We start from the raw sequence: 24,967 nt of genomic DNA, 5'->3' as shown, positions 1-24,967 counted from the left end.
AACAGCGGCCGGAGGGCTGTGGCGCGCGCCCGTACGGGCACGAGGAGAGGATGGCAGCCATGCGGCATCGGCTCACTTTCATCACCGGACTGGCCGTGGGATACGTCCTCGGCACCCGGGCCGGCAAGGAGCGCTACGAGCAGCTCCGCAACGCCGCGCGACAGATCATGCAGAACCCCGCGGTCCGTAACGCCGCGGAGTCGGCGGCGCAGAACAGCCGCCAGGTCGCCTCCAAGGCGGCCGACAGCGTCGACTCGAGGTTCGGCGACCGGCTGCCCGAGGCGGTCGCCGAGCGGGTTCGGGCGCTACGTGACCAGCAGGCGCCGGCCGCCGCCGACGGCTGGGGGTCGAGCGCCACCTGAGGGTCCGCGGTCCGCCCGCCCCCGGCGGGACGGACCGCCCGGTAGGGCATGATCTGTGCCATGGGGATAGTCGCCGGGCTGGACTCTTCGTCCGCGTACACACGCATCGTCGTCTGCGACACCGAGACCGGTGCCGTGCTCAGACAGGGGTTCGCGGCCCATCCGGAGGGCGAGACGGGCGGCGGCAAGCCGACCGAGGTCGATCCGCAGAGCTGGCTGGTCTCGCTGGGAGAGGCCGCCGGCGGCGGCCTGCTGGAAGGGGTCCAGGCCATCGGGGTGTCCGCGCAGCAGCACGGTCTGCTGGCGCTCGACTCCGAAGGCCGTCCGGTCCGGCCGGCACTGCTCGGCAACGACAAGCGGGCCCAACTGGCGGCGGCCGACCTGATCGAGGAACTCGGCGGACGCAAGGCGTGGGTGGAGGCGGTCGGTTCGGTGCCGCAGCCGGCCCAGCCGGTCGCCAAGCTGCGCTGGCTCGCCAGGACCGAACCGGAGGCGGCCCGCCGGACCGCCGCGGTGCTGCAACCGGGCGACTGGCTGGCCTGGCAGTTGCTGGGCCGCCCGGCCCGCTGGACCAGCGACCGCGGCGCCGCCTCCGGCACCGGCTACTGGTCGCCGGCGGCGGGGGCGTACCGGCCGGACCTCGTCGAGTTGGCGCTGGGCCGGCAGGTGGCACTGCCGGAGGTGCTCGGCCCGGCCGAGCCGGCCGGTATGACGCCCGAGGGGCTGCTGATCTCCGCGGGCACCGGGGAGACGATGGCCGCCTCGCTCGGCCTCGGTGTCGGTCTGGGCGACGCGGTGGTCTCCCTGGGGGCCTCCGGTTCCACCTTCGCCGTGCACCAGGAGGCGTTGGCCGACGCCTCCGGTCTGATCACCTCTTTCGCGGACGCGACCGGGGTGCACTTGCCGGCGGTCCACACACAGAACGCCGTGCGGGTGCTCCGCGGTGCGGCCGAGCTGCTCGGCACCGATCTCGACGGCCTGTCCCGGCTGGCCCTGGAATCGACGCCGGGCGCGCACGGCCTGGTCCTGCTGCCCTATCTGGCGGGCGAGCGGACCCCGCACCTGCCGCACACCGCTGGCAGCCTGTTCGGGCTGCGCCGGGAGAGCATGCGGCCGGAGCACCTGGCGCGGGCGGCGTTCGAAGGCATGCTGTGCGGGCTCGCGGACGCGTTGGACGTGCTCCGCGGGCGCGGGGTGGTGGTGAACCGGGTGTTCCTGCTGGGAGCGGCGGCGGAGCTGCCTGCGGTCCAGAGCATGGCCCCGATGCTGCTCGGGGCCCGGCTGGTGGTTCCCGAGCCCGCCGACTACACCGCGCTGGGCGCGGCGCGGCAGGCTGCCTGGGCGCTCGGCGTCCACCAGGGGACGCTCTCCGACCGCCAGCCGCCGGCCTGGCGGGAGGCGGCCGTCCAGACCTTCGAGCCGGGTGGGGATCTGGCGGTCGGGCAGGCGGTGCGGCAGCAGTACACGACGGTCCGCGAGCAGGCCCATCCGCAGGCCTTCGAGAGCGCGGCCTCGGTCGGCTGAGCGGCCCCCTGCCGGCCGGGCGGTTCTCGGGGGCGCACGGTCACGCCCCCTCCGCGGCCCCGGTTCGCACGGCGGGCGGGTCGGCCTTGTGGGCGTCGGGCAGGGCAGCGGGAGGCAGCCGCCACTCGCTGAGCAGCACACCGAGCGCGGCGACGGTCAGCAGGCCGCCGAGCAGGAAGGTGCCGCGGACGTGCACTGCGGGCAGCGCGGCGCCGCCGAGCAGCGCGCCGGCCGCGATCCCCGCGTTGAACGCCGCCGAGTTGGCCGCCAGCGCCATCTCCGTCCGTCCCGGGGCGACCCGGAGCACACGGTTCTGGGTGGCCATGAACACCGGGCCCACCGCGGAGCCCAGGAGCGCCAGCATCGCGACGGTGACGGCCTGTCGCGTGCCCGCACCGGACATCACCAGAAGCGCGACCGCCTGGGCCGCCACCGGCACCGTCAGGGTCGCCCGGGGGAACCGGTCCAGCAGCGGCCCGGTGACGGTCACGCCCACCACTCCGGCGGCCCCGAAGACCGCCAGCAGGCCACCGGTCCACTCGCGGGAGAACCCGGACACCTCGTCCAGGAACTCGACCACGTAGGTGAATCCCGCGAACGCGCCGGTGACCGAGAGGGCCGTGGTGGCCAGCACGATGCCGAAGCGCCGCCTGTCGGGTGCCGCGCCGAACGCGGCGTGCCCCTCCTCGGGGCGCGAGGTCGGCAGCAGACCGGCGATCAGCACGAGCGAGACGACGCCGAGGACGCCGAGCAGCAGGAAGGGCGCCTGCCAGCTCTCGTGCTGCCCCAGCCAGGTGCCGGCGGGGACGCCCGCCACCGTCGCCAGGGAGCCGCCGAACGACAGCGCACCGATCACCCGGCCACGCACCTCGGGCGGGAACAGCCCCACCGCCACCGGCCCCATGACCGCCCAGAACAGCGCCTGGGCGACCGCCGTGACGATGCGCGCTCCCAGCAGCAGCCCGTACGACGGGCCCAGCGCGGAGACCCAGCTCGCCAGCGCCAGCGCGGCGAGCAGCACCGTCAGCAGGTGGCGGCGCGGCAGCGACCGGGTCAGGTGGGCGAGCGGTAGTGACACCACGGCGACGGTGACGCCGTATCCGGTGACGAGGTAGCCGACGCCGGAGGGGGAGACGCCGAGATCGGCGGAGATGAGCCGGAGCAGCCCGATGGGGAGGTTTTCGGTGGTGTTGAAGCTGAACGCGGCCAGCATGAGCGCCGCGACCACGGCGACCCTGCGCCATGTCGCCGGAGGTGCCGTCGCCATCACTGCCCCTTCTTCGGTGGGCCGGTCTCCCGCGGATGAGCGGTTCCGGAACTCCGGGCGGTCCGTCCCTCGCAACGGGCGGTCCGCCCCGGTGTGCAGGCGCGTCCGGCCGTACCGTGCCCCTCCGAGGCCGTCCCGGTCCGGCACGGTCGTTAAATCGTCGTGCTTCGGGCAGGTCCAGCCTTTAGGGTTAAGCGCTGTCTTCTTCCGGGTGACGGTGTTCCGCCGAGCGCGAAAACACTTTTACCGCGCCTTGAGGAAGCCGCCGAGCCCTTGCCGGAAGATGGACAGCCGTTCGATCGCGCCGCTCGCGGCTCCGCCTTCCCCGCTGCATCGAGAGACTCCCGTGCTGATCAGACTGCTCCGCTCCCATCTGCCGCCCTACCGCAGACCCATCTCGTTGATCCTGCTGCTCCAGCTCGTGCAGACGCTGGCCGCCCTCTACCTGCCCACGCTCAACGCCGACATCATCGACCGGGGTGTCGTCACCGGCGACACCAAGGTCATCCTCCAGCTGGGCGGCGTCATGATCACGGTGACGCTGGCGCAGATCTGCTGCTCGGTGGGGGCGGTCTACTTCGGCGCCCGCACCGCGATGGCGCTGGGCAGGGACGTCCGCGCCTCCGTATTCGACCGGGTGCAGACCTTCTCCGCCCGCGAGCTGGGGCACTTCGGAGCACCCTCGCTGATCACCCGGACCACCAACGACGTCCAGCAGGTCCAGATGCTGGTGCTGCTGTCGTTCACCCTCATGGTGATGGCGCCGATCATGTGCGTCGGCGGGATCGTGATGGCGCTCGGCCAGGACGTGCCGCTCTCCTCCCTGCTGCTCGCGGTGGTGCCGGTGCTGGGCGTCCTGGTGATGCTGCTGGCCCGCCGGATGCGACCGCTCTTCCGCACCCAGCAGCAGCGGCTGGACACCGTCAACCGGGTGCTGCGGGAGCAGATCACCGGCATCCGGGTCATCCGGGCCTTCGTCAAGGACGACTACGAGCGGGAGCGCTTCGACCGGGCCAACGCCGAACTGACCGAGGTCTCACTGAGCACCGGCCGGCTGATGGCGATGATGTTCCCCGCCGTGATGACGGTGGTGAACGTCGCCGGGGTGGCGGTGCTGTGGTTCGGCGCCCAGCGCATCGACAGCGGCGGCATGCAGATCGGCGCGCTCACCGCCTTCCTCGCCTACCTGATGCAGATCCTGATGTCCGTGATGATGGCGACCTTCATGTTCATGATGGTGCCGAGGGCCGAGGTCGCCGCCGAGCGCATCCAGGAGGTGCTGACCACCGAGACCAGCGTGGAGCCGCCGACCGCCCCGGTGCGGAAGCTGGAGCGCCACGGCCACCTCGAACTCCGCGGCGCCGGATTCCGCTACCCCGGGGCGGAGGAGGACGTGCTGCGGGACGTCGACCTCGTCGCCCGGCCCGGCGAGACCACCGCGATCATCGGCTCCACCGGCAGCGGCAAGACGACCCTGCTCGACTTGGTGCCACGGCTGATGGACGTGACCGCCGGGCAGGTGCTGGTGGGCGGGGTGGACGTCCGGCGGCTGGATCCGGCGCTGCTCGCCCGCACCATAGGCCTGGTGCCGCAGAAGCCCTACCTCTTCTCCGGAACCGTCGCCTCCAACCTGCGCTACGGCAACCCCGACGCCACCGACGAGGATCTCTGGCACGCCCTGGAGATCGCGCAGGCCAAGGGGTTCGTCGAGCGGCTCGGTGTGGAGGGCGAGGTCGGTTCCGGACTCGACGCGCCGATCGCGCAGGGCGGTGGCAACGTCTCAGGCGGCCAGCGGCAGCGGCTCGCCATCGCCCGGGCGCTGGTGCGGCGGCCGGAGATCTACCTCTTCGACGACTCCTTCTCGGCCCTGGACTACTCGACGGACGCGGCGCTGCGAGCCGCGCTGGCCCGGGAGACCGCCGAGGCGACGGTGGTCATCGTCGCCCAGCGGGTGAGCACCATCCGGGGTGCCGACCGCATCGTGGTCCTCGACGAGGGCCGGGTGGTGGGCACCGGAACCCATCAGGAACTGATGTTGGACAACGACACCTACCGCGAGATCGTGCTCTCGCAGCTGACCGAGCGGGAGGCCGCCGCATGAGCACTCCGCAGAAGACCGCTCCGGCGGCCCCGCGCCGGGGCCCCGCGCCGCAGGGCGGCCCCGGCCGGCTCATGGGCGGCCCGGCCGAGCAGTCCATGGACTTCCGCCAGTCCGGGCTCCGGCTGCTGGGCCGGCTGCGCCCCGAACGGCTGCTGCTGTACGCGGTGCTGGCGCTCACCACGGTGAGCGTCGCGCTCTCCGTGCTGGGCCCGAAGATCCTGGGACACGCCACCGACCTGATCTTCGCCGGCGTCGTCGGGCGGCAGCTGCCCGCGGGCGTCAGCAAGGAGCAGGCCGTCGAGAACGCCCGCGACTCCGGCCACGGCGACATCGCGGACATGCTCGCGGCGATGGACTTCACCCCCGGCCACGGCATCGACTTCGGGGCCGTGGGCACGGTGCTGCTGACGGCGCTGGCGCTCTACGCGGTCGCCGGCGCGGCCGGCGTCGCCCAGGGCCGGCTCGCCGCGCTCGCCATCAACCGCACCGTCTACCGGCTGCGTGAGGACATCGAGGCGAAGCTGTCCCGGCTGCCGCTCTCCTACTTCGACCGGCAGCCCCGCGGCGAGGTGCTGAGCAGGGCGACGAACGACATCGACAACCTCACCCAGACGCTGCAGCAGACCATGGGGCAGGTGATCAACTCACTGCTCATGATCGTCGGCGTGCTGGCGATGATGTTCTGGATATCGCCGCTGCTGGCGCTGGTCGCGCTGGTCACCGTGCCGGTCTCGGTGGTCGTCGCGACCAGGATCGGGAAGCGGTCCCAGCCGCAGTTCGTCGAACAGTGGAGGACCACCGGCACGCTCAACGCCCACGTGGAGGAGATGTACACCGGCCACAGCCTGGTGAAGGTCTTCGGCCGCCAGGAGGAGTCCGCGGCGGTCTTCCGCGAGGAGAACGAGGCGCTCTACCGGTCGAGCTTCCGAGCGCAGTTCCTCAGCGGGATCATCCAGCCGGCGATGATGTTCATCGGCAACCTCAACTACGTGCTGGTGGCGGTCATCGGCGGACTGCGGGTGGCCAGCGGATCGCTGTCGATCGGCGACGTACAGGCCTTCATCCAGTACTCGCGGCAGTTCAGCCAGCCGCTCTCGCAGGTGGCGAGCATGGCCAACCTGGTGCAGTCCGGGGTCGCCTCGGCGGAGCGGGTGTTCGAGCTGCTGGACGCCGAGGAGCAGGAGCCGGACGCGCCCTCGGGGGTCAGCACCGAACCGACCGGGCGGGTCACCATCGAGAAGCTGTCGTTCCGCTACGAGCCGGAGAAGCCGCTGATCGAGGACCTCTCGCTCGCCGTCGAGCCGGGTCAGACGGTGGCGATCGTCGGACCCACCGGCGCCGGTAAGACCACCCTGGTCAACCTGCTGATGCGGTTCTACGAACCGACCGGCGGGCGGCTCCTGCTGGACGGCACGGACATCGCCTCGATACCGCGGGAGCAGCTGCGCTCCCGCATCGGCATGGTGCTCCAGGACACCTGGTTGTTCGGCGGCACCATCGCGGAGAACATCGCCTACGGCGCCCGGAACGCGACCCGGGAGCAGGTGGAGGAGGCGGCCCGCGCCGCGCACGCGGACCGCTTCGTCCGCACCCTGCCCGACGGCTACGACACGGTGCTCGACGACGAGGGCACCGGGGTGAGCGCCGGCGAGAAACAGCTGATCACCATCGCTCGGGCGTTCCTCTCCGACCCGGTGATCCTGGTCCTGGACGAGGCGACCAGCTCGGTCGACACCCGCACCGAGGTCCTCATCCAGCGGGCGATGGCCCAACTGAGCCACGGTCGGACGAGCTTCGTCATCGCCCACCGGCTGTCGACCATCCGGGACGCCGACGTGATCCTGGTGATGGAGTCGGGCTCGATCGTGGAGCAGGGCGACCACGAGTCGCTGCTGGCCGCGGGCGGACCGTACGCGCGTCTGTACGCCGCACAGTTCGCGGAGGCGGTCGCCGAGGTCGACTGAGCGCGTCCGGGCCGGTCGCCGAGGTCGGCCGACCGGCCCGCCGCGCCCCGACGCCTTGGGACACCGGCCCGGCGTCCCGGGGGCGGGTTCAGTCGAGGTAGCCCCGGAGCTGTTCGGCGAAGGCGTGGCCGCGCAACTTGCTGAGCGTCTTCGACTCGATCTGGCGGATGCGCTCCCTGGTGACCCCGAAGAGGCTGCCGATCTCCTCCAGGGTGCGGGGACGGCCGTCGACGAGGCCGTAGCGGAGCCGGATGACCTCGCGCTCCCGCTCGCCGAGCGTGCACAGCACGGCGTCGAGATGGCCGCGGAGCAGCGAGAAGGCCGCGCACTCGGCGGGCGCGGGCGCGTCGTCGTCCTGGATGAGGTCGCCGAGGGCGGCGTCCTCCTCCTCCCCTATCGGGGTGTGCAGGGAGATCGGTTCCCGGGCGAGGGAGAGCACCTCACTGACCCGCTCGCCGGTCAGGCCGAGCTGACCGGCGACCTCCTCGGGCCCCGGCTGGTATCCGCGCTCCTGGAGCAGCCGGCGCTGGACCCGCAGCACCCGGTTGATCTGCTCCACCACATGGACCGGCACCCGGATGGTCCGGGCCTGGTCGGCCAGCGCCCGCGACATGGCCTGGCGGATCCACCAGGTGGCGTACGTGGAGAACTTGTAGCCGCGGGTGTAGTCGAACTTCTCGACCGCGCGGATCAGGCCGAGGTTTCCCTCCTGGACCAGGTCGAGCATGGTGAGCCCGCGTCCGGTGTAGCGCTTGGCGACGGAGATGACCAGCCGCAGGTTGGCCTCGATGAGAAGGCGTTTGGCCTGCCGGCCGAGGGCGGCCAACCGCTGGAGGTCGACGGCGAGTTGCGGGTCCGCCACGGTGGAGCGGAGCAGTCTCTCCTCGGCGAACAGGCCGGCCTCGATACGTCGGGCGAACTCCACCTCCTCGGCGGCGCTCAGCAGCCGGATCCGGCCGATCTCGCGCAGGTACTGGCGGAACAGGTCCGCGGTGGGACCGTTCCCGTCCCGCTGCCCCGGGCGCCTGGGGTCGTCCTCCGCGGCGCTCTCCTCGGCGGGAGGCGAAGGAAGCACCGACGGTTCGGCGGAGAGCTGCACGGCGGTCGGTGCCTCGGCCCGTTGGGCGGACGCCGGCCGAGCCTCGGGGGTGGTCGGCAGCGCCGCCTGCCGGGGAACGGCCACGGCGGTGGGGGACGGTCCCCGCCTCTCTGGCTGGTGGTGGACGGGCCGGGAGCGGGGTGCCGGCACGGTCACGGCGCCGGTCGGATCGGGGCTGGTGGCCTGGGTCTGCACGGGGCGACCTCCTGGTGATCGCTGCCGGGCGAGGGACGGGAGGTGTCGGCGCGGCGGCTGCGGCTGGTGGACGGCCACCGCGCCGCGACCGCGCGCGAGCGGTGAGGGTTACGGCCGGTTTCGCCCGGCTCCGCCGGGCGTGTGCGGAATCGGGCACCGCAGACCAGTGTGGGCCACGACACGCCCCGCCCACGAGAGGTGTGCGTCCGGTTTCTACGAACGCCACCGTTGCTGCCTCTCCCGCCCGCGGGCCCCAAGAGGAGGGACGACGAGCCGGGACGGCCGACCTCAGCAACTGAACGGGCGCCCAGTGACTTCGACTCCGGAAGCGTTGTCAGAGGTCGTTCCTACGCTCAGCGCATGAGCGTGTCCCTCTACTACTGCGCGTCCCGGGCGACGCACCTGACAACCACCGAGGCAGCCGACATCGATCGCATCGCCGCCGACCGCCAGGCAACCTTCCCGTACGAGGACGAGGACGAGGACGAGGAGAACCTCTACCTCTACGAGGACGGCGGCAGCAACCCCGACGGGATACTGGCCGGGTCCACCAGGATGCCCAGTACGTACGACCGGCTCATGCCGGTGATCGGTCATCTACTCGACTCCGTGACGCGGCTGCGCCGAGTCCTGCCGAACGCCGAGTGGCGGGTGCGCATGGACGACATCGACATCCCTTGGGACGAGGAGAGGGGTTACGCCCTGCCCGATGGGGCGCCGGTCTCATAACGGAACCTTCCCCGGTGTCGTCTCCGCCCCCGCCAAAAGGTCCAGGACACGTGCCGCGTCCTCGCCTCCACCGTCCCTCCGCGGGTTACGTTGCGCGACCGAGTTCGTTGAGCGCGCCACCGGCTGCCTCGCGCACGGCCTTCAGCCGGGCCGGCATCTCGCGCCAGGTAATCCTCGCCCAGGACCGACGACGCATGGAACTCGCCGATGCCCACTGCCAGATCACAGGATGTTCCACCGAAGATTCTCGTCGCTACACAGACCCCAACTGCGCACGCCCCTACGGCATCCCCTGCAACCACGAACACGCCTGCATCCGCTGCCCGATACTCCAGGTCAACCCCAAGTTGCTGCCCCGCCTCGCGGAGATCGAAAAGAACCTGCTCCTGCGCCGCAAGCGGGCCCAGGTGAGCACTGGATCGGCGAGGTCGAGGGCATCGACTCGACCCTGACCTTCCTCCGCGCCAAACAGGCCGAAGCCGCCCGCCTCACCAAGAGACCAACCACCGACCTCGGCATCCCACGCCCACGACCAGAGCAGATCCAGTGATCCCCAACGAACCACGGTCGAGTGAGCGCAGACAAGGAAGAAGCAGGTCAGGTGCGCCAGCGATGCGCATACCCTTCTCTCAGCGGTCCGCCGAGCAGGTCGAGTACCCCCTCAACCGCAGTCGCCAGTGGAACGGGATCGGCCTGTTCCGCCAAGGCCAGCTGGCCGTCCAACAGCGTCTTTCCCCGGACCGGGTCCGCGCTCAGCAGCCTCCGAGGCAACCACTTGCCGATGCCCGTCCAGGCACCGTGGTAGGCAGTGAGCAGGTGTGCCGCCTCTCGCAGAGTGAAGTCGGCGAGGGAAAGCTGTTCGTACCGGTTGGCGGGCGGAGTATCGACCAGGTCGTCCATGAAGCAGGTCAGGCCGTAGCGGCTTCGTTCCCACTCCGCCGGCGTGAGCGGCGGCGGACCAGCCGCGAGGACCGCTTGGGCCTGTTTACGCACACGGGAGAGATCGCCGCGCGGGTCCAACAACGGCAGGCCCTGGTCATAGATGAACAGGACCGTGCCGCGGCGGCGAGCTCTGTCCCACTCGAAGAATTCCGGTATGTCGGCAACGGTATTCAGGAACAGCTCGGCCAGGCGGCCCTCATGGCGTACTACCTCACGGCGGCTGATATCCGAGTCCGGCAGGAGGACGGCCACATCCAAGTCGCTGGTCTCAGTGGCACGGCCCTGGGCAACCGATCCCCCCAGAACCGCCCCCAGCGCATCCGGGAAACGGGTCGTGACCAAACGCAGAGCCTGAGCAGCCAGAGTTCCTTGATCATCCATTGGCGTTCATCGTGCCACCCGCGAGAAACGCATGCCAGGGGCCAAGCCGGACGCTCTCCCGTCGCTCAGGTCCCCAGCGACCTTCGATCGAGTGAAGTGCAGAGAAGGAGCATGTTTGTAACGGGGTCATCCTCTTCGACGACATGGGTGAAGTGCTGCCTGATGGGCGGGTGATCGCCCCGCGTCGGCCAGTCAGCGCCGGTGCGGCGTGAGCGCTTGATCCGTTCTGCCCCTTGTGACCAGCCGCCCGTCAGGCGCGACCCCCTACGTGGGGGTACGGGCGGTACAGCCGGGCTCGGCGGTCCGCCTCGGCTCAGACGGGCGTATTTCGGTGTGTCCGTGGTGGTCGGTGCCCGACGACGAACTCGAGCTGCCCGAGGCCTCCGCGGCTTTTCGCGAGACGCTGGTGGAGGCGGTCGGCGTTCGTACGCGGGGAGAGCGGCATGTGGCGTGCGAGTTGTCCGGGGGTGCTGACAGCACCACCCTGTCCGCGATCGACTACCGGCAGGTCGGGAGTCGGCTCGTCAACCTGACCCGGGTTCCTGCCGATCCGGGCAACGACGATGCGGGGTGGGCCCGGTCCGCCGTCGCTGCTCAGGCGGGTGCCCGGCACCTGCTGGTTGAGCTGGGACAGTTTCCGTCACAATTCGCCGGGCTGGAGAAAGGCGCATCGGCTTTTCTCGATGCTCCCAGCCCGGCGGCCGCCAGCCCGGATCGGCAGACCGCCTGGTGGCGGCATACCGCGGGCACGGGCGCCAGAGTGCTCCTGTCAGGCAAGGGCGCGGACGAGTTGCTGATGTCTCCGCTGTCGTATCTGGCGCACGCTCGCCGGCGCGACCCCCAGATCGCCCGGAAGCATCTGGCGGGATGGGCCGCGCTCTGGGGTGTCTCCCGCAAGGACATTCGACACCAGGCAGCCCATCCGGGCCCGTACCGGCAGTGGCTGACGGCCCTGTGCTCTCAGGGTCTCCCAGCGGTCGGGTGGGAATCCGGCCCGCACGTGCCACCCTGGCTCACCGCACCGGTTCGCGATGCACTCGCCGAGGAACTCGCCGCCGCTGCGGCGGCGGCCGGCTCCCCGCTACACGAGCGAGCGCACCAGCACACCACCATGGTCAGCCTACGGGCGATCGCCCGCTGCAACCGGATCCAGGCCGACCTCGCCGCCTGGTCCGGCCTAAAACTCGGCTACCCCTACACCGACTTCCAGGTGATCGAGGCCGCGCTGCGCTGCCGTGCCGAGCAGCGGATCAGCCCCTACCGGCTCAAGCCCCTGCTGAGCGAAGCGATGCGCGGCATCGTGCCGGACGGCAATCTCAACCGCCGTACCAAAGGCGGCTACAACGCGGATACCGATCGGGCCCTCGAGCGCCACCGGCCCGTCCTCGCCCAGTTGCTGGGGGAGGAGAGCGTGACTGGTCGATCCCCTCGCGATAGCCGTCGCGGTAGCACGGTGGGACCAGCGGATCGATGCGCGCACGGATCTGATGCTGCACCTGACCGTCATGTGCGAAATCTTCGCCCGCACCATCCACCACCGCCCTGCCCCAATCCGTTGAATTGACGGAGCTCAACGCTGACGGAGGCACCATGCTGACCCTGACCCCCGGCGCCCGCGTCCTGACCGACCGATCGACCGGATGGGGCACCCTGATCACGGCGGACGGCCGCGTCGTGACGCTGAACCCGTCAGCCGCCATCGCTCTGAGCGTCGTAGCTGATGGCGGCACCGCCGCGGACGCGGAAGACGCCCTCGTCCGGGCCTGTCCCGAAGTGCCGATCGAGAGGATCCGCGTCGACCTCGACGCGCTGCTGGCCAGCCTTCAAAAGAAGGAATGGTGACCGGGTGAGCTTCACGGTCGCGCTGCCGCCCCGTACCTCGCTCACCCGCCGCGAACACGCGCTGGCCCGGGCCTGCAGTCTTGTCGCCACTCGACTCCCGCCCAGTGCCCGGCGGGTCGAGCACGCGGTGCACTGGGCGCAGCGCTCCGCAGACCGACCCTCCACCCTGGCCGAGACGGAGGCCGCGGTCCTCGCGGTCTGTACCGCATCGATCCGGCTGGCCGGGATCACCGCCTGCCTGGCCGCACTGCTGTACTGCCGTGCCCACGGCCACTCCCCCAGTCTGGTGCTCGAAATGCGGCCCGGCACCGCACAGGTGCACGCCTGGCTGGAAGCGGACCGGCAGCCCGCAGCCGAACCGACCGATCCCCGTCTTCTCTACGTCCCCATCACCCGTTACCAGTTCCAGGAGGCCGACCCGCTGTGAATCACCATTCCCACCGACTGGGCACCACTCGCCCAGAGGCTCGCCCAGACGCTCCGCGAGAAGGGAGCGCTGCACTCGGAGAGTGTGGCGGAAGCCATCGCGAGTGTGCCGCGGCACCTGTTCCTCTCCGGGCACTACGCCACTGGACGGCACACAGCCGTCGACCCCCGTGCGGCCAGACGCCGATCTCCTCCAACTCGCCTACGCCGACCGGGGCATCATGACGCGCACCCCACCGGCCCGGCCGGCGGCTACTCCAGCACCTCCCAGCCGTCCATCGTCGCCAAAATGCTCGAAGCCGCCGGACTGACGCCCGGCATGCAGGTCCTGGAAATCGGGGCCGGCACCGGCTGGCACGCGGCCCTGATCGCCCACATCACCGGAGCCGAGGTCACCACGGTCGACGCATCGCCTGTCGTAGCCGGCGAAGCCCGCGCCGCGCTGAACCGCGCCCAGGTCGACAACGTGCAGGTCGCAGTGATCTGTCTCGGACAGCGCTCCCTGAGCGACTGGCCGGACGAGTCGGAGTGGCGACCGCCCCGAAGGCACGCTGGGAACCGCCGGCCGAAGCCTGCGGGGCCCGGGGTGGGCAGCGCTCGGTCAGCCAGCCGGCGGGAGCTGTGCGCGCACCCAGGCGGGGTCGGGGTTGGCGTGCGGTTGCCCGGCCATCAGCACGGTCGGCACGGTCTCGTCGCCGTTGTTGGCCGCCCGCACCGCCGCCGCCCCGTCCGGGTCGCGCCAGATGTCGACCCAGTGCAGCCGACGGGCGCTCCGCCCCAACCGGAGACGCAGCCGCAGGCAGTACTTGCAGCCCGCCCGCCAGTAGACGATCGGCCGGCCGTCGTCGGCGCTGCGTCGTTCTGCCTCCGCCGCCCCGATCGATCGCGGGAACACCAGCGGCGAGTGGACCACACCGAGCAGGAGGAAGCCCAGCAGCAGGGGAACGGCGCCGCCGAGGTCTCCCCCGGCGGCCAGTACGGCCGCGAGGAGGGCACCGCAAGCCGCGAACGATATCGGCAGGGTCCAAGCACGCATCTCGATGTACTCCTCGCTGAGGCCGACTGTCCCGTGTCCCGTTGTGCCGCCCCGTCTCCTACAGCGCGTCCGGACCGTGCTGGCGGAGCGACTGGCCGTACTGCTGGAGCTCCCACAGCTCCTGCTGGACAGCGGCCAGCTGGCCGGGGTCGCCCTGGGTACCCAGCCGGTGGAGGGTGCCCCGCACCTCGGTGATACGGCGGTCGACGGCCCGCAGCCGGACCTGCACCAGTTGCATACCGGCGTAGACCGCGTCGACGGTGCGGCTGTGGATCGCCTCGACGGCGAGTTCGGTGATCAACGCCCGGACGGTGTCGTCCGGGGCCTCGTCCCGGACCCGGGCGAGGTACTCATCGTCGGCCCGCTCCACCCCGCCGGCCGCTTCGATGGTGCGCCGCACCCCCGCGTACGGGGTGGCGGTGAACTCGTCCGCCCCGTAGGCGTCGAAGGCGGGGGCGACGAGTTCGGGGTGTTGCAGCGCGAGCTTGAGCAGCTCGCGCTCGGTGCGGTGCGCCGGGCTCCGCAGGTCGATCCGCGGCCCGCCCGGGGCCTGCGGTGCGGCGACGGCCGGGCTGGCGGCCGGCTGACCCGCCAGCCGGCCGGGGACCGCTCGCCCGGGCCGGGCTCCGCCGCGCTCCCGGGCCCAGCGGGCGAGCTGGCCGACCCTGCGCACCACGAACTGGCTGTCGAGGATGCCGAGCATCCCGGCCAGCTGTACCGCGTACTCGTGCTGGATGGCGCTGTTCTTGATCCCGGCGACGATCGGAGCGGCAGCTTCCAGCGCGGCGGCCCGGCCCTCCGCGGTGTCCAGGTTGTGCCGCTGCACGACCTGGCGGATGGCGAAGGCGAACAGCGGGGTACGGCTCTCGACCAGTGCCGAGACGGCCTCGTCGCCTTCGGCCAGCCGCAGTTCGCAGGGGTCCATCCCGCCCGGGGTAATGGCGATGGAGGTCTCCGCCGCGAACTTCTGGTCGTCCTCGAAGGCCCGCAGGGCGGCCTTCTGCCCGGCGGCGTCCCCGTCGAAGGTGAAGATCACTTCGGCGCCGGAGTTGTCCATCAGCAGCCGGCGGAGGATCTTGATGTGGTCGCCGCCGAAGGCCGTGCCGCAGGTGGCGATGGCGGTGGTGACCCCGGCGAGGTGGCAGGCCATTACGTCGGTGTAGCCCTCGACGACCACCGCCCGGCTGCTCCGGGCGATGTCCCGCTTGGCCAGGTCGATGCCGTAGAGCACCTGGGACTTCCGGTAGAGCGGGGTCTCCGGGGTGTTGAGGTACTTCGGCCCGTTGTCGTCCTCCCGCAGCTTCCGGGCGCCGAAGCCGACGACTTCGCCGGTGATGTCGCGGATCGGCCACATCAGCCGGCCGCGGAAGCGGTCGATGGGGCCGCGGCGGCCTTCCTGGGCCAGACCGGAGAGGACCAGCTCCTGGTCGGTGAAGCCCCGGCCGCGCAGGAACCGCACCAGGTGGTCCCAGCCCGCCGGGGCGTATCCGACACCGAAGTGCTCCGCGGCGGCCTGGTCGAAGCCCCGCTCGGCGAGGAACTTCCGGCCGATCTCGGCCTCGGCGCCGTCCAGTTGCTCGACGTAGAACTGGGCGGCGATCCGGTGCGCCTCCACCAGCCGGGTCCGCTCGCCCTGCTGCCGTCCAGGTGTGTAGCCGCCCTGTTCGTAGCGGAGGGTGATGCCGGCCTGGGCGGCCAGCCGCTCGACCGACTCCGAGAAGGAGAGGTGGTCGACCTTCATCACGAAGTCGAGGGTGTCTCCGCCTTCCTGGCAGCCGAAGCAGTAGAACAGGCCCTTGCTCGGGCTCACCTGGAAGGACGGCGACTTCTCGTCGTGGAAGGGGCACAGCCCCTTGAGGTTGCCACCGCCGGCGTTGCGCAGCTGGAGGTACTCGGACACGACGGCGTCGATCGGGACCGCGTCCCGGACCGCCTTCACGTCGTCATCGTTGATCCTGCCCGCCACGCCTGGATTCTACGGCGGACCTCGGACACCCGGTCCGGCGCTCCCCTCACCCCTGCTCGGAGGCGAGCAGCGACTCCAGCGGCACGGCCGGGTCGGCGAGCGCCTCCGGGTCGAGCCGCCGCTTGCTGCGGATCAACCGCTGGATGGGGTCGGTGACGTCCCAGACGTTGACGTTCATACCGGCCAGCAGCCTTCGGTCGGCGAGCCAGAAGGCCACGAACTCCCGTTTGCCGGTGTCGCCGCGGATGAGCACCTGGTCGTAGGAGCCGGGTGGCGCGTAGCCGGAGTACTCCAGGCCCAGGTCGTACTGGTCGGAGAAGAAGTAGGGCACACGGTCGTAGACCATCTCCTGGCCGAGCATGGCCCGGGCGGCGGCAGGGCCTCCGTTGAGCGCGTTCGCCCAGTGCTCGACCCGGACCCTGACGTCCAGCAGCGGATGCTCGTGGGCGGCCACGTCCCCGGCGGCGAAGATGTCCGGGTCGCTGGTGCGGAGTGCGGCGTCGACGGCGATCCCGCCGGGGGGCCGCCGGGCGAGGGTCAGGCCGGCGGCTTCGGCGAGCGCGATCCGCGGGGCGGCGCCGATCGCCGCGAGGACGCTGTGCGCCGGGTGCTCCTCGCCGTCGTCGGTCCGGGCGGCCAGCACCATGCCGTCCTGACCGATGATCTCGGTGAGCCGGGCGCCGAAACGGAAGCGGACGCCGTGCTCCTGGTGCAGGTCGGTGAAGAGCTGCCCCAGTTCCGGGCCGAGGACCGAGTGCAGCGGGGTGGCCCCCGGCTCCACGATGGTCACCTCGGCGCCGTGGGAGCGGGCCGCGGCGGCCACCTCCAGTCCGATCCAGCCGGCTCCGGCGATGACCAGATGGCCGTTCTCGCGGCCGAGGGAGGCGAGCACCCCCCGCAGCCGCTCGGCGTGTGCCAGGCGGCGCAGGTGGTGGACGCCGGCGAGGTCGGTGCCGGGGATGTCGAGGCGGCGAGGCTCCGCACCGGTGGCGAGCAGCAGTTTGTCGTAGTTGATCCGTGCCCCGTCGCCGAGGACGACGGCCTTGGCCGCGCGGTCGAGCTGGACCGCGGGCTGGCCGAGGTGGAGTTCGATCTCGGCCCGGGCGTACCAGGCACGGTCGTGGACGAAGACGCTGTCCCGCTCCTCGTTGCCGAGGAGGTAGCCCTTGGAGAGCGGCGGGCGCTCGTAGGGGTGGTCGCGCTCGTCGCAGATGAGGATGACCCTCCCGGTGAACCCCTCCGAACGGAAGGTCTCAGCGGCTTTCGCGCCCGCCAGCCCTCCCCCGACAATGACGAACGTCCGATCGGCGTCGACCACGTGTGCCTCCTCGCTGTCCGGCTCCGCGCCGGCCTTCCGGTGGCGGGTCCCTCCCGTGCCCGCCACACTCCCCGGCACAGTGAGCGTCCCGCACCGAGCCGGGCGCGGGAAGAGGGAGTGAGCCGCATGGGCCATGCGGCACCACCCGCACGGAGGCCGCCCGGGGGCGCCCGGTCGGGCTCCCCGACGGGTGGCCGGGGCGGTGCCGAGCCGGCCGTCCGGCTCGGGCGGCTCAGGCCCGCGTCACGAGCCTGGCGTGCAGGCCCCGCGCCGAGACGTCGGTGAGCGCCGCGATCTGGTCGACGACCACCCGCTTCCGCGCCCGGTCGTCCGCGGCTCGCGCGTACAGCGCGCGGAACTGCGGGTCGAGGCCGCCCGGTGCGCGTGCGTCGAGCGCCTCGGCCAGTTCACCGAGGACGACCCGCTGCTCGGCCCGGAGCCGCTCCTGCTCCGGGTGCTGCATCACATAGCGGTCGGCGACGGCCTTCAGCACCGCGCACTCCTGACGCACCGGGCGCGGTACGACGAGTTCGGCGGCGTAGCGGGTGAGCCGTCCCGAGCCGTAGGCCATCCGGGTGGCGCCCTCGGCGGCGAGGCAGAAGCGACCGATGAGCTGGCTGGTCGCGTCCTTCAGCCTGGCCTGCGCCACCGCTGAGCCGTCGTAGCCGTGTGGCCACCACTCCTCCGCGAGGAGCCGGTCGAGCGCTTCGGCGAGTTCGTCCGGTTCGGTGCCGGCCGGGGCGTACCGCTCCGCCGCGACGGCGAAGATCTCGCGGCGCTCGGGCTCGGCGAGCAGCAGGTTGGGGTCGAGGTGGCCGGCGTGCAGGCCGTCCTCGAGGTCGTGGACCGAATAGGCGACATCGTCGGACCAGTCCATGACCTGCGCCTCGAAGCACTGGCGGCCGGCTGGTGCGCCTCGCCGCAGCCATTCGAAGACGGGCAGGTCGTCCTCGTAGACGCCGAACTTCGCCGGATCGGCGCCCGCGGGCTGCCCGCCGCGCGGCCAGGGGTACTTGGTGGCGGCGTCGAGTGCGGCTCTGGTGAGGTTGAGCCCCACGCTGACCTGTTCCTCGGCCCCGGCCGGGGGGCTCGGCTCGCCTTCCGGGCTCGGCCCGGAAGGAGTGACGAACCGTTTCGGCTCCAGACGGGCGAGCAGCCGCAGGGACTGCGCGTTGCCCTCGAAGCCGCCGCAGTCCTGGGCGAAGTCGTTGAGCACCCGCTCCCCGTTGTGGCCGAAGGGCGGATGCCCAAGATCATGCGCCAGGCAGGCGGTCTCGACGAGGTCCGGGTCGCACCCGAGGGCCGCCCCGAGTTCCCGGCCGACCTGCGCGCACTCCAGCGAGTGGGTCAGCCGAGTGCGCGGGCTGGCGTCCCACGCCGGATAGGGGATCCCGGTTCCGGGTCCCCCCGGAGCGATCCCCGGGGTCACCACCTGCGTCTTCCCGGCCAGCCGGCGGAGCGCGGCGGAGTGCAGCACCCGGGCCCGGTCCCGCTGGAAGGCGGTGCGGCCGGGGCGCTTGTCCGGTTCGGGGACCCAGCGCTCGGTAGCGGCCCGGTCGTAGCCGAGGCCCGCGGTGCCGGTCTCGGAGGATCCCGCGGCGTCCGAACCCCCCGGTGCGCCGCCGCCCCGCGCGCCGCTCCCTGGTCGGGCGGTGCCGTGCGCCGGCCAGGGGCCTGATGTGCTGCCGTCCATGCCACGACCGTAACGGCAGGTCGGGGGCCACGGCCCACCGGAGCCGGGCCGGCGGCCGCGGGGGCCGGCTCCCCGGCGGGTGGCGCTGGGGAGCGGCCGGGCGGCAGGAGGGTGGGCGACCGGTCAGACGCCGCCGGGGAAGACGTACTCCTCGACGGCCCGGAGGTGGGCCTTCTTCTCCTCCTCTTCGAGGAACGAGGCGGTGAAGGAGTTCCCCGCCAGCCTGCGTACCGTCTCCTCGTCGAGCCCGAGCGCCTCCGTGACCGCGGTGAGGTTGTCGTGTACGTAACCGCCGAAGTAGGCGGGGTCGTCGGAGTTGACCGTCACCAGCAGTCCGGCGTCGAGCATCCGGCGCAGCGGGTGGTCCTGGAGGGTGTCGAAGACCCGCAGCCGGATGTTGGAGAGCGGACAGACCGTCAGCGGCATCCGCTCGGCGGCGAGCCGGGCGACGAGGGCCTCGTCCTCCATGCAGCGCACCCCGTGGTCGACGCGGTCGACCTTCAGCACGTCGAGCGCCTCGGTGATGTAGGCGGGCGGGCCCTCCTCCCCCGCGTGCGCCACGCACTTCAGGCCGGCCGCGCGGGCCTGGGCGTACACCTCGCGGAACTTGGACGGCGGGTTGCCCGCCTCGGCGGAGTCCAGCCCGACGGCGGCGATGCGGTCCAGGTGGGGACGGGCGGCCTCGAAGGTCTCCAGGGCGGACTCGGCGCTCTGGTCCCGCAGGAAGCACATGATCAGCCGGGTGGTGATGCCGTACGCGGCGGGCGCCTCGTCAAGCGCCCGGGAGAGGCCGCCTATCACGGTGCCGATGGCGACCCCGCGGGCGGTGTGGGCCTGCGGGTCGAAGAAGATCTCGGCGTGCCGGACCCCCTGCCGGCGGGCGCGTGCCAGGTAGGCGTGTGCGAGTTCGGCGAAGTCGTCCTCGGTGCGCAGGACCGCCATCAGGGAGTAGTAGAGGTCGAGGAAGTCCTGCAGCCCGTCGAAGTGGTAGGCCTGCCGCAGTTCGTCCTCGGACGCGTAGGGCAGTACCACCCCGTTGCGCTCGGCGAGCGCGAAGGCGAGGTCGGGCTCCAGCGAGCCCTCGATGTGGAGGTGCAGCTCTGCTTTGGGTATCGGGGACACTCGAAATCACACCTGTTCTGGCCGGGAATCGCTCAGCTGACGACTCGGTGCACGATAGCGATCGGCGTCATGCGACTCCGCCTCTGCCTTGGACTCGGAGCCGCGTGGCACCGGGGGGCCCGCTCGTCATCGAGCGCCGAGAACGTCAGCCGACGGCGGCCACTGATCGCCGGGGACCCGGCTGCCGGTGGCCCGCAGTCGGCGGGCCACCGGTTCGGAGGCGAGATAGACCCAGGTCTCGACGGCGCTGCCGTCGGCGCGCGACGCCACCCGTGGGACCCTCTCGTAGTGGTTGTCCGACGCGCCCGGCGTGTACCCCTCCAGTTCGTCCAGGGCGGTGAGCAGCGCGGCGTGTTCGGCGGCCCGCGGCCAGAGCAGGTCGCCGCGTATCCCGCCGCCGTCCGCTCCGGGCTCCACCGGCACGGCGTAGGGGAAGCCCGGCCCTCGGTACAGCACCGCGCCCCGCAGCAGGGCTGGTTCCTCCGCGGCGGTCCGGCCGCGGACCAGGCGGGTGTGGTTGCCGCGGCCCGGCCGCAGCGTCCCGTAGACGAAGATCGGCCGTTGGCCGCAGGTCACTCGCCGGCCGTCTCGGAGGCCACCCAGGCGAGGTACTCGACGCCGCCGTGGGTGATCGGGGTGGCGATGATCTCCGGGGTGTCGTAGTCGTGGGCGCTGCGGATGTACCCCTCCAGCTCGGCGTAGCCGGTGGCGACGGTCTTGAAGAGGACCTGCCACTCCTGGGCGGTCTCGATGGCGTTCTCCCAGCGGTAGACGGAGGTCACCGGCGCACTGACTTGCGCGCATGCCGCCACCCGTGCCTCCACCGCTCCACGCGCCAGGTCTTCGGCCTTCTCGACACTGTCGGTGGTGGTCATGACGGTCAGGAAATCGGCCGGCACCTGATCACTCCCTCTCGGATACGGGCCGCGGGCCGGTCCCGCGCAGCTAACAGGCTGCCAGGAGGAACCCCCGATGGCGATGCGGCTCCCCCAGCACGTCACACCCTCTTGACACACCATCCCGAGGCTGGGTTAACTCGCGGCCACATGACCGAATGTTCGTTCGGTGCACGGTGGTGTGGCGGAAAGCCCGGTGGGTGTTCGGAGACCGTGGAGAGTGATGGCGGAGACGGCTGACACAGGACCCGGACCGGCGCAGGCGATGTTCGCCGCCGACGCGGCCTCCAAGGGCCTCGGCATCGAGCTGCTGGCGGTCGGCGACGGATCGGCGAGGCTGCGGATGACGGTCACCGCGGCCATGGTCAACGGGCACGGGATCGCGCACGGCGGCTTCGTCTTCCTCTTCGCCGACACCGCCTTCGCCTGCGCCTGCAACAGTCGGGGCCCGAAGACCGTGGCGTCCGGCGCCGACATCACCTTCGTCACCCCGGCCCACGAGGGGGACGAGCTGCTCGCGGTGGCCGAGGAGCGCACCCGGTTCGGCCGCAGTGGCCTCTACGACGTGACGGTATTGCGCGGGGAGACGGTGGTGGCGGAGTTCCGCGGGCGCAGCCGCAGCATCCGGGACGGAGCCAGCAACGCAGGAGGCGGGGAGTGAACTTGAGCGACGACCTCACGACGACAGCGCCGGACGCGCCCACCACGCCCCCTCCGGCCGCCGGCCGCCGGCTGGGGAGCGCGCCACCCGCCCGGCTGCTGGACAGCGGTGAGCGGTTGGGCCTCGGCGAACTGCGGGCGGAGCAGCTGCGGCGGCTGCGGGAGACGCTGCACCACGCCTACACCAACATCCCGCTGTACCGGCGGAAGTTCGACGAGGCCGGGGTCCGCCCCGAGGACTGCCGCTCCCTGGCCGACCTGTCGCGATTCCCGTTCACCACCAAGGCCGACCTCCGGGAGACCTACCCGTTCGGCATGTTCGCCGTCCCGATGGACCGGGTGCGCCGGGTGCACGCCTCCAGTGGCACGAGCGGCCGGCCCACCGTGGTGGGCTACTCCGAACGGGACCTGGACATGTGGGCGGACGTGGTCGCCCGCTGCATTCGGGCCGCCGGCGGTCGGCCGGGCCACAAGGTGCACGTCGCCTACGGCTACGGCCTCTTCACCGGCGGTCTCGGCGCCCACTACGGGGCCGAGCGGGCCGGCTGCACGGTCATCCCGGCCTCCGGCGGGATGACCGCCCGGCAGGTCCAGATCATCCAGGACTTCCGTCCGGAGATCATCATGGTGACCCCGTCCTACATGCTCACCCTGCTGGACGAGTTCGAGCGGCAGGGCATCGACCCGCGCACCACCTCGCTCCGGATCGGCATCTTCGGGGCCGAGCCGTGGACGGAGCGGATGCGCCAGGAGATCGAGGAGCGGCTGGACCTCCACGCCGTCGACATCTACGGCCTCTCGGAGGTCATCGGCCCCGGTGTGGCGCAGGAGTGCGTGGAGAGCAAGGACGGGCTGCACATCTGGGAGGACCACTTCTATCCGGAGGTCGTGGACCCTCTATCGGACGAGGTGGTCACCGACGGCGCCACCGGTGAGGCGGTCTTCACCTCGCTGGACAAGGAGGCCATGCCGGTCATCCGCTACCGCACCCGGGACCTGACCCGCCTGCTGCCGGGCACCGCCCGCCCCGCCTTCCGCCGGATGGAGAGGGTCACCGGCCGCTGCGACGACATGATCATCGTGCGCGGGGTGAACCTCTTCCCCAGCCAGATCGAGGAGATCGTGCTCGGCACACCGGGCGTCGCCCCGCACTTCCAACTCCACCTGACCCGGGAGGGCCGACTGGACCGGCTGACCGTGCGGGCCGAGGCCCGTCCCGACGCCACACCGGAGCGGCGGGCCGCCGCGGCCTCGGCGATAACGCAGGCCGTAAAGGACGGCGTCGGGCTCACCGTCGACACCGAGATAGTCGACCCCGAGACGCTGGAGCGCTCGGTGGGCAAGATCCGCCGCATCGTCGACGAGCGCGACCGCGGGTGAGGGTGCGGGCGCGGGTGCGGTGCGGGCGCGGGTGCGGTGCGGGCCGGGGCGGACCTAAGGGCCGTACGGGGTGACCATCGGTTCATAGGGCATGCCCCGGAAAACACCGGTACCGCCAATCCGATGGCGGGCTAGGTGGGTCTATATCCCCGCGGCAGTGTGCCTGGTCGTCGGTCTGCACTTCCTGCCGCTCGCGCGGTCCTTCGCGCAGCCGCAGTACTGGTGGACCGGCGGCTCGCTGATGACCCTGGCGCTGGTCGGCGCCCTGGCGCTAGCCGACGGCAGCGACCCCGCGAACGTTCGGACGCTGGTCGGCTTCGGAGCTGCCGCCGTCCTGTGGTCCACCGCGTTGCACGTCGCGCGACGAGGTTGAGTGACTGTCCGAAAGGGCGGTTGAACACCGGGCTCGTGGGCATCCGCGTGCCTGCTGGCGCAGGCGAGCGATCATGCCGCAGCCAGCCGCGCCACGAGTGAAGCCATCGTCGTGTTCAACCGCGTGGCACGCCGGGGCGGTTCACACCCGTCGAGCTCGGCCCCCGCTCCGGCAGCTCCAGTTCGCACCACACGGTCTTCCGGTCGGCCTGTTTCCCGACGTCCCAGCGCGCGGCGAGCATCCGCACGATGAGCAGACCACGCCCTGAGGTGTCCTCGGGCCCGACCGGACGCTGAACCGGGAGCGATGCACTTCGGGCATCGGAGACGGCCACGCGTACCACCGTCGCGGTGAGGGCGAGTTCCACCCGGAAGAGTCGGCCGGACACCCCGCCGTGCTGGACGGCATTGGCCGCCAACTCCGAAACCACCAGCGCCAGATCGCCCGAGAGACCCGGATACCCCCACTCGGCCACCAGTCTGGCGGCCCGTCTGCGCGCCAGGGTGACGCTCTTGGGACACGGCGTGTAGTCCAACACATCCTCCCGCAGGACCACTTCGCCGGAGGGTACGGGCTCGGCCATCGTCGGAGCACCTCCTGATCGAGGGGCGCGGCAGGAGCCCGACAGGCTCCGGTGATGCGCTTCCGCCCCCAAGTGACGCCGCTGCGGAAGCGGTTCGATACAGACTGTAACTCACATCTCGATGCCATAAAGCTCTCTCTGCATAAATATTTCTCCTAACTCGGTTGTGAGGCCGCCCGAGATCGATACAGACTGGGCGGCGGTTTCGGGGAGGCGAGGGACAATGACAGCCAATCGGACGGACCGCGGCACGTCGGTGTCAACGGTCTTGGGGCGCAGACTCGGCGGCGAGTTGCTGAAGCTCCGCGAAGAACGGGGCCTGAAACAACCTCATGCGGCCGAAGCGCTGACCTCTTCGGTGGCGAAGGTCGCGAAGATGGAGCGCGGCTGGGTGCCCGTGCGGGACCCCGACATCCGGGCCCTGTGCCATCTGTACGACGTGCAGGAGCCCGGGATCATCGATCGTCTGCTCAAGCTGGCCAAGGCAGACAGGGAGCGACGCAAGGCCCGAGGTTGGTGGAACCAGTACCCCGAGCTACCGGACATGGTCGAGTACGTCGCTCTTGAGGACATCGCCACCAGCGTTCGCACCTGGCAGTTTTCCCTCGTGCCCGGTCTCTTCCAGACGGCCGAGTACGCGCGAGCCCTCGCCGTCGGCAACGGTGTCTGGGAGGACCCGGGCCAGATCGAGCCTTTCGTGGAGTCACGCATGGCTCGTCAGGCCCGGCTGACCGGCGAGCGGCCACTGCATGTCTGGGCGGTCCTTCATGAGGCGGCCCTGCACCAACTCGTCGGCGGACGCGATGTCATGCGGGAGCAACTCGAACGCCTTCTGGAGACCACGCAGCTCCCCAACGTGCGACTGCAGGTCGTGCCGTACTCGGCAGGAGCACATCCCGGTATGAGCAGCGCCTTCACCATCGTCTCCTTCGCCGACCCCGGGGCGTTGGACGTGGTTTACATGGACACGGCCTCCAGTACGCTCTGGCTGGAGAGCGAGTCCGACGCAACGCACCACAGCGGTATCTTCGACCGCATCGCACGGCTGAGCCTGGCGCAGCGTGACGCGACCAACCTGATCGAACGGGTACGCAGGGAGATGTAGCAG

General features: G+C 71.4%; 23 protein-coding genes and 2 pseudogenes. 14 read left to right on the top strand and 11 right to left on the bottom strand.

The features are described from left to right. Nucleotides 1-59 precede the first annotated feature (59 nt). Together BGP73_RS01885 and BGP73_RS01880 are read left to right on the top strand one after the other, a co-directional pair. Entirely contained in the window at nucleotides 60-362 is a 303-nt protein-coding gene (locus BGP73_RS01885; protein ID WP_069811558.1) for a hypothetical protein, read from the top strand. Between the two features lie 60 nt (nucleotides 363-422). After that, the gene (locus BGP73_RS01880; protein WP_069811556.1) at nucleotides 423-1,886 is read left to right on the top strand and encodes an FGGY family carbohydrate kinase; all 1,464 of its coding nucleotides are present in this window, start codon (nucleotides 423-425) and stop codon (nucleotides 1,884-1,886) included. A 40-nt stretch (nucleotides 1,887-1,926) separates the two neighbouring features. On the opposite strand, the gene BGP73_RS01875 is transcribed toward BGP73_RS01880, so the two are convergent. Then, nucleotides 1,927-3,153 carry an MFS transporter gene (locus tag BGP73_RS01875; protein ID WP_069811555.1) on the bottom strand — a complete coding sequence of 409 codons (1,227 nt, stop codon included), beginning with the start codon at nucleotides 3,151-3,153 and terminating at the stop codon, nucleotides 1,927-1,929. Nucleotides 3,154-3,499: 346 nt separating this feature from the next. On the opposite strand from BGP73_RS01875, the gene BGP73_RS01870 reads away from it, so the two are divergent. Both BGP73_RS01870 and BGP73_RS01865 read left to right on the top strand, forming a co-directional pair. Continuing rightward, the gene (locus BGP73_RS01870) at nucleotides 3,500-5,254 is read left to right on the top strand and encodes an ABC transporter ATP-binding protein (RefSeq protein ID WP_069812057.1); all 1,755 of its coding nucleotides are present in this window, start codon (nucleotides 3,500-3,502) and stop codon (nucleotides 5,252-5,254) included. 95 nt (nucleotides 5,255-5,349) lie between these two features. Beyond that, on the top strand, nucleotides 5,350-7,218 hold the full coding sequence (locus tag BGP73_RS01865) for an ABC transporter ATP-binding protein (protein WP_069812058.1): 1,869 nt from the start codon (nucleotides 5,350-5,352) through the stop codon (nucleotides 7,216-7,218). Between the two features lie 88 nt (nucleotides 7,219-7,306). On the opposite strand, the gene BGP73_RS01860 is transcribed toward BGP73_RS01865, so the two are convergent. Then, on the bottom strand, nucleotides 7,307-8,512 hold the full coding sequence (locus tag BGP73_RS01860; protein WP_069811553.1) for an RNA polymerase sigma factor: 1,206 nt from the start codon (nucleotides 8,510-8,512) through the stop codon (nucleotides 7,307-7,309). Between the two features lie 360 nt (nucleotides 8,513-8,872). On the opposite strand from BGP73_RS01860, the gene BGP73_RS01855 reads away from it, so the two are divergent. Then, a complete protein-coding gene (locus tag BGP73_RS01855) occupies nucleotides 8,873-9,241 on the top strand; it encodes a hypothetical protein (protein ID WP_069811552.1) in 369 nt (122 codons plus the stop codon). Nucleotides 9,242-9,838: 597 nt separating this feature from the next. Here BGP73_RS01855 and BGP73_RS01850 read toward each other — a convergent pair. Beyond that, nucleotides 9,839-10,564, bottom strand: a complete 726-nt coding sequence (locus tag BGP73_RS01850; protein WP_069811550.1) for a nucleotidyltransferase domain-containing protein — start codon at nucleotides 10,562-10,564, stop codon at nucleotides 9,839-9,841. 113 nt (nucleotides 10,565-10,677) lie between these two features. On the opposite strand from BGP73_RS01850, the pseudogene BGP73_RS23390 reads away from it, so the two are divergent. The 5 genes and pseudogenes from BGP73_RS23390 to BGP73_RS23725 all read left to right on the top strand — a co-directional run. Continuing rightward, nucleotides 10,678-10,776: pseudogene (locus BGP73_RS23390) on the top strand (DUF5999 family protein); the annotation flags it as partial. Nucleotides 10,777-10,913: 137 nt separating this feature from the next. Continuing rightward, on the top strand, nucleotides 10,914-12,128 hold the full coding sequence (locus BGP73_RS21720; RefSeq protein ID WP_170837727.1) for an asparagine synthase: 1,215 nt from the start codon (nucleotides 10,914-10,916) through the stop codon (nucleotides 12,126-12,128). A gap of 26 nt (nucleotides 12,129-12,154) precedes the next feature. Then, nucleotides 12,155-12,406, top strand: a complete 252-nt coding sequence (locus BGP73_RS22450; protein ID WP_069811546.1) for a PqqD family peptide modification chaperone — start codon at nucleotides 12,155-12,157, stop codon at nucleotides 12,404-12,406. A gap of 4 nt (nucleotides 12,407-12,410) precedes the next feature. Next, on the top strand, nucleotides 12,411-12,833 hold the full coding sequence (locus BGP73_RS01835) for a lasso peptide biosynthesis B2 protein (protein ID WP_069811545.1): 423 nt from the start codon (nucleotides 12,411-12,413) through the stop codon (nucleotides 12,831-12,833). 84 nt (nucleotides 12,834-12,917) lie between these two features. After that, nucleotides 12,918-13,301, top strand: a pseudogene (locus tag BGP73_RS23725) (protein-L-isoaspartate O-methyltransferase family protein); the annotation flags it as partial. 132 nt (nucleotides 13,302-13,433) lie between these two features. Here the strand turns inward: BGP73_RS23725 and BGP73_RS01830 are convergent. From BGP73_RS01830 to cutA, 7 genes are all read right to left on the bottom strand, one after another. Further along, nucleotides 13,434-13,868, bottom strand: coding sequence for a hypothetical protein (locus BGP73_RS01830; RefSeq protein WP_069811543.1), 435 nt, complete (start codon nucleotides 13,866-13,868; stop codon nucleotides 13,434-13,436). Nucleotides 13,869-13,926: 58 nt separating this feature from the next. Then, nucleotides 13,927-15,834, bottom strand: coding sequence for a DNA primase (dnaG, locus tag BGP73_RS01825; protein WP_069811541.1), 1,908 nt, complete (start codon nucleotides 15,832-15,834; stop codon nucleotides 13,927-13,929). Between the two features lie 46 nt (nucleotides 15,835-15,880). Beyond that, nucleotides 15,881-17,152, bottom strand: coding sequence for an NAD(P)/FAD-dependent oxidoreductase (locus BGP73_RS01820; RefSeq protein ID WP_069812056.1), 1,272 nt, complete (start codon nucleotides 17,150-17,152; stop codon nucleotides 15,881-15,883). A gap of 232 nt (nucleotides 17,153-17,384) precedes the next feature. Then, the gene (locus tag BGP73_RS01815; RefSeq protein ID WP_069811539.1) at nucleotides 17,385-18,845 is read right to left on the bottom strand and encodes a deoxyguanosinetriphosphate triphosphohydrolase; all 1,461 of its coding nucleotides are present in this window, start codon (nucleotides 18,843-18,845) and stop codon (nucleotides 17,385-17,387) included. 123 nt (nucleotides 18,846-18,968) lie between these two features. Next, nucleotides 18,969-19,967 carry an adenosine deaminase gene (locus BGP73_RS01810; RefSeq protein ID WP_069811537.1) on the bottom strand — a complete coding sequence of 333 codons (999 nt, stop codon included), beginning with the start codon at nucleotides 19,965-19,967 and terminating at the stop codon, nucleotides 18,969-18,971. Nucleotides 19,968-20,093: 126 nt separating this feature from the next. After that, nucleotides 20,094-20,543 (bottom strand): gamma-glutamylcyclotransferase family protein, encoded by a 450-nt coding sequence (locus BGP73_RS01805; RefSeq protein ID WP_069811535.1) that lies wholly within the window; start codon nucleotides 20,541-20,543, stop codon nucleotides 20,094-20,096. Next, a complete protein-coding gene (gene cutA / locus BGP73_RS01800) occupies nucleotides 20,540-20,842 on the bottom strand; it encodes a divalent-cation tolerance protein CutA (protein WP_069812055.1) in 303 nt (100 codons plus the stop codon). Before cutA ends, BGP73_RS01805 begins: the two co-directional genes overlap by 4 nt. 244 nt (nucleotides 20,843-21,086) lie before the next feature. On the opposite strand from cutA, the gene paaI reads away from it, so the two are divergent. The 3 genes from paaI to BGP73_RS01785 all read left to right on the top strand — a co-directional run bounded on the left by paaI (nucleotide 21,087) and on the right by BGP73_RS01785 (nucleotide 23,276). Beyond that, nucleotides 21,087-21,524, top strand: a complete 438-nt coding sequence (gene paaI, locus BGP73_RS01795) for a hydroxyphenylacetyl-CoA thioesterase PaaI (RefSeq protein ID WP_069811533.1) — start codon at nucleotides 21,087-21,089, stop codon at nucleotides 21,522-21,524. Between the two features lie 2 nt (nucleotides 21,525-21,526). Next, on the top strand, nucleotides 21,527-22,903 hold the full coding sequence (gene paaK / locus BGP73_RS01790; RefSeq protein ID WP_079127182.1) for a phenylacetate--CoA ligase PaaK: 1,377 nt from the start codon (nucleotides 21,527-21,529) through the stop codon (nucleotides 22,901-22,903). A gap of 157 nt (nucleotides 22,904-23,060) precedes the next feature. Beyond that, nucleotides 23,061-23,276, top strand: a complete 216-nt coding sequence (locus BGP73_RS01785) for a hypothetical protein (protein WP_244501049.1) — start codon at nucleotides 23,061-23,063, stop codon at nucleotides 23,274-23,276. Between the two features lie 115 nt (nucleotides 23,277-23,391). On the opposite strand, the gene BGP73_RS01780 is transcribed toward BGP73_RS01785, so the two are convergent. After that, nucleotides 23,392-23,859 (bottom strand): ATP-binding protein, encoded by a 468-nt coding sequence (locus BGP73_RS01780; protein ID WP_069811530.1) that lies wholly within the window; start codon nucleotides 23,857-23,859, stop codon nucleotides 23,392-23,394. Between the two features lie 223 nt (nucleotides 23,860-24,082). On the opposite strand from BGP73_RS01780, the gene BGP73_RS01775 reads away from it, so the two are divergent. Further along, entirely contained in the window at nucleotides 24,083-24,964 is an 882-nt protein-coding gene (locus tag BGP73_RS01775; RefSeq protein ID WP_069811528.1) for a helix-turn-helix domain-containing protein, read from the top strand. Nucleotides 24,965-24,967 lie beyond the last annotated feature (3 nt).

Origin of the sequence: Streptomyces sp. TP-A0874, from assembly GCF_001748085.1 — a bacterium.
In the GTDB taxonomy this organism is placed as follows: Bacteria; Actinomycetota; Actinomycetes; order Streptomycetales; family Streptomycetaceae; genus Streptomyces.
Note: the sequence above shows the minus strand (reverse complement) of the source record. Positions and strands in the feature narration are given on the sequence as shown.

Coding starts and splice junctions, on each gene's coding strand:
- BGP73_RS01885 (WP_069811558.1), top strand. CDS start 60: ATGCGGCATCGGCTCACTTTCATCACCGGACTGGCCGTGGGATACGTC.
- BGP73_RS01880 (WP_069811556.1), top strand. CDS start 423: ATGGGGATAGTCGCCGGGCTGGACTCTTCGTCCGCGTACACACGCATC.
- BGP73_RS01875 (WP_069811555.1), bottom strand. CDS start 3,153: ATGGCGACGGCACCTCCGGCGACATGGCGCAGGGTCGCCGTGGTCGCG.
- BGP73_RS01865 (WP_069812058.1), top strand. CDS start 5,350: ATGGACTTCCGCCAGTCCGGGCTCCGGCTGCTGGGCCGGCTGCGCCCC.
- BGP73_RS01855 (WP_069811552.1), top strand. CDS start 8,873: ATGAGCGTGTCCCTCTACTACTGCGCGTCCCGGGCGACGCACCTGACA.
- BGP73_RS01850 (WP_069811550.1), bottom strand. CDS start 10,564: ATGGATGATCAAGGAACTCTGGCTGCTCAGGCTCTGCGTTTGGTCACG.
- BGP73_RS22450 (WP_069811546.1), top strand. CDS start 12,155: ATGCTGACCCTGACCCCCGGCGCCCGCGTCCTGACCGACCGATCGACC.
- BGP73_RS01830 (WP_069811543.1), bottom strand. CDS start 13,868: ATGCGTGCTTGGACCCTGCCGATATCGTTCGCGGCTTGCGGTGCCCTC.
- BGP73_RS01815 (WP_069811539.1), bottom strand. CDS start 18,845: ATGGACGGCAGCACATCAGGCCCCTGGCCGGCGCACGGCACCGCCCGA.
- cutA (WP_069812055.1), bottom strand. CDS start 20,842: ATGACCACCACCGACAGTGTCGAGAAGGCCGAAGACCTGGCGCGTGGA.
- paaI (WP_069811533.1), top strand. CDS start 21,087: ATGGCGGAGACGGCTGACACAGGACCCGGACCGGCGCAGGCGATGTTC.
- BGP73_RS01780 (WP_069811530.1), bottom strand. CDS start 23,859: ATGGCCGAGCCCGTACCCTCCGGCGAAGTGGTCCTGCGGGAGGATGTG.
- BGP73_RS01775 (WP_069811528.1), top strand. CDS start 24,083: ATGACAGCCAATCGGACGGACCGCGGCACGTCGGTGTCAACGGTCTTG.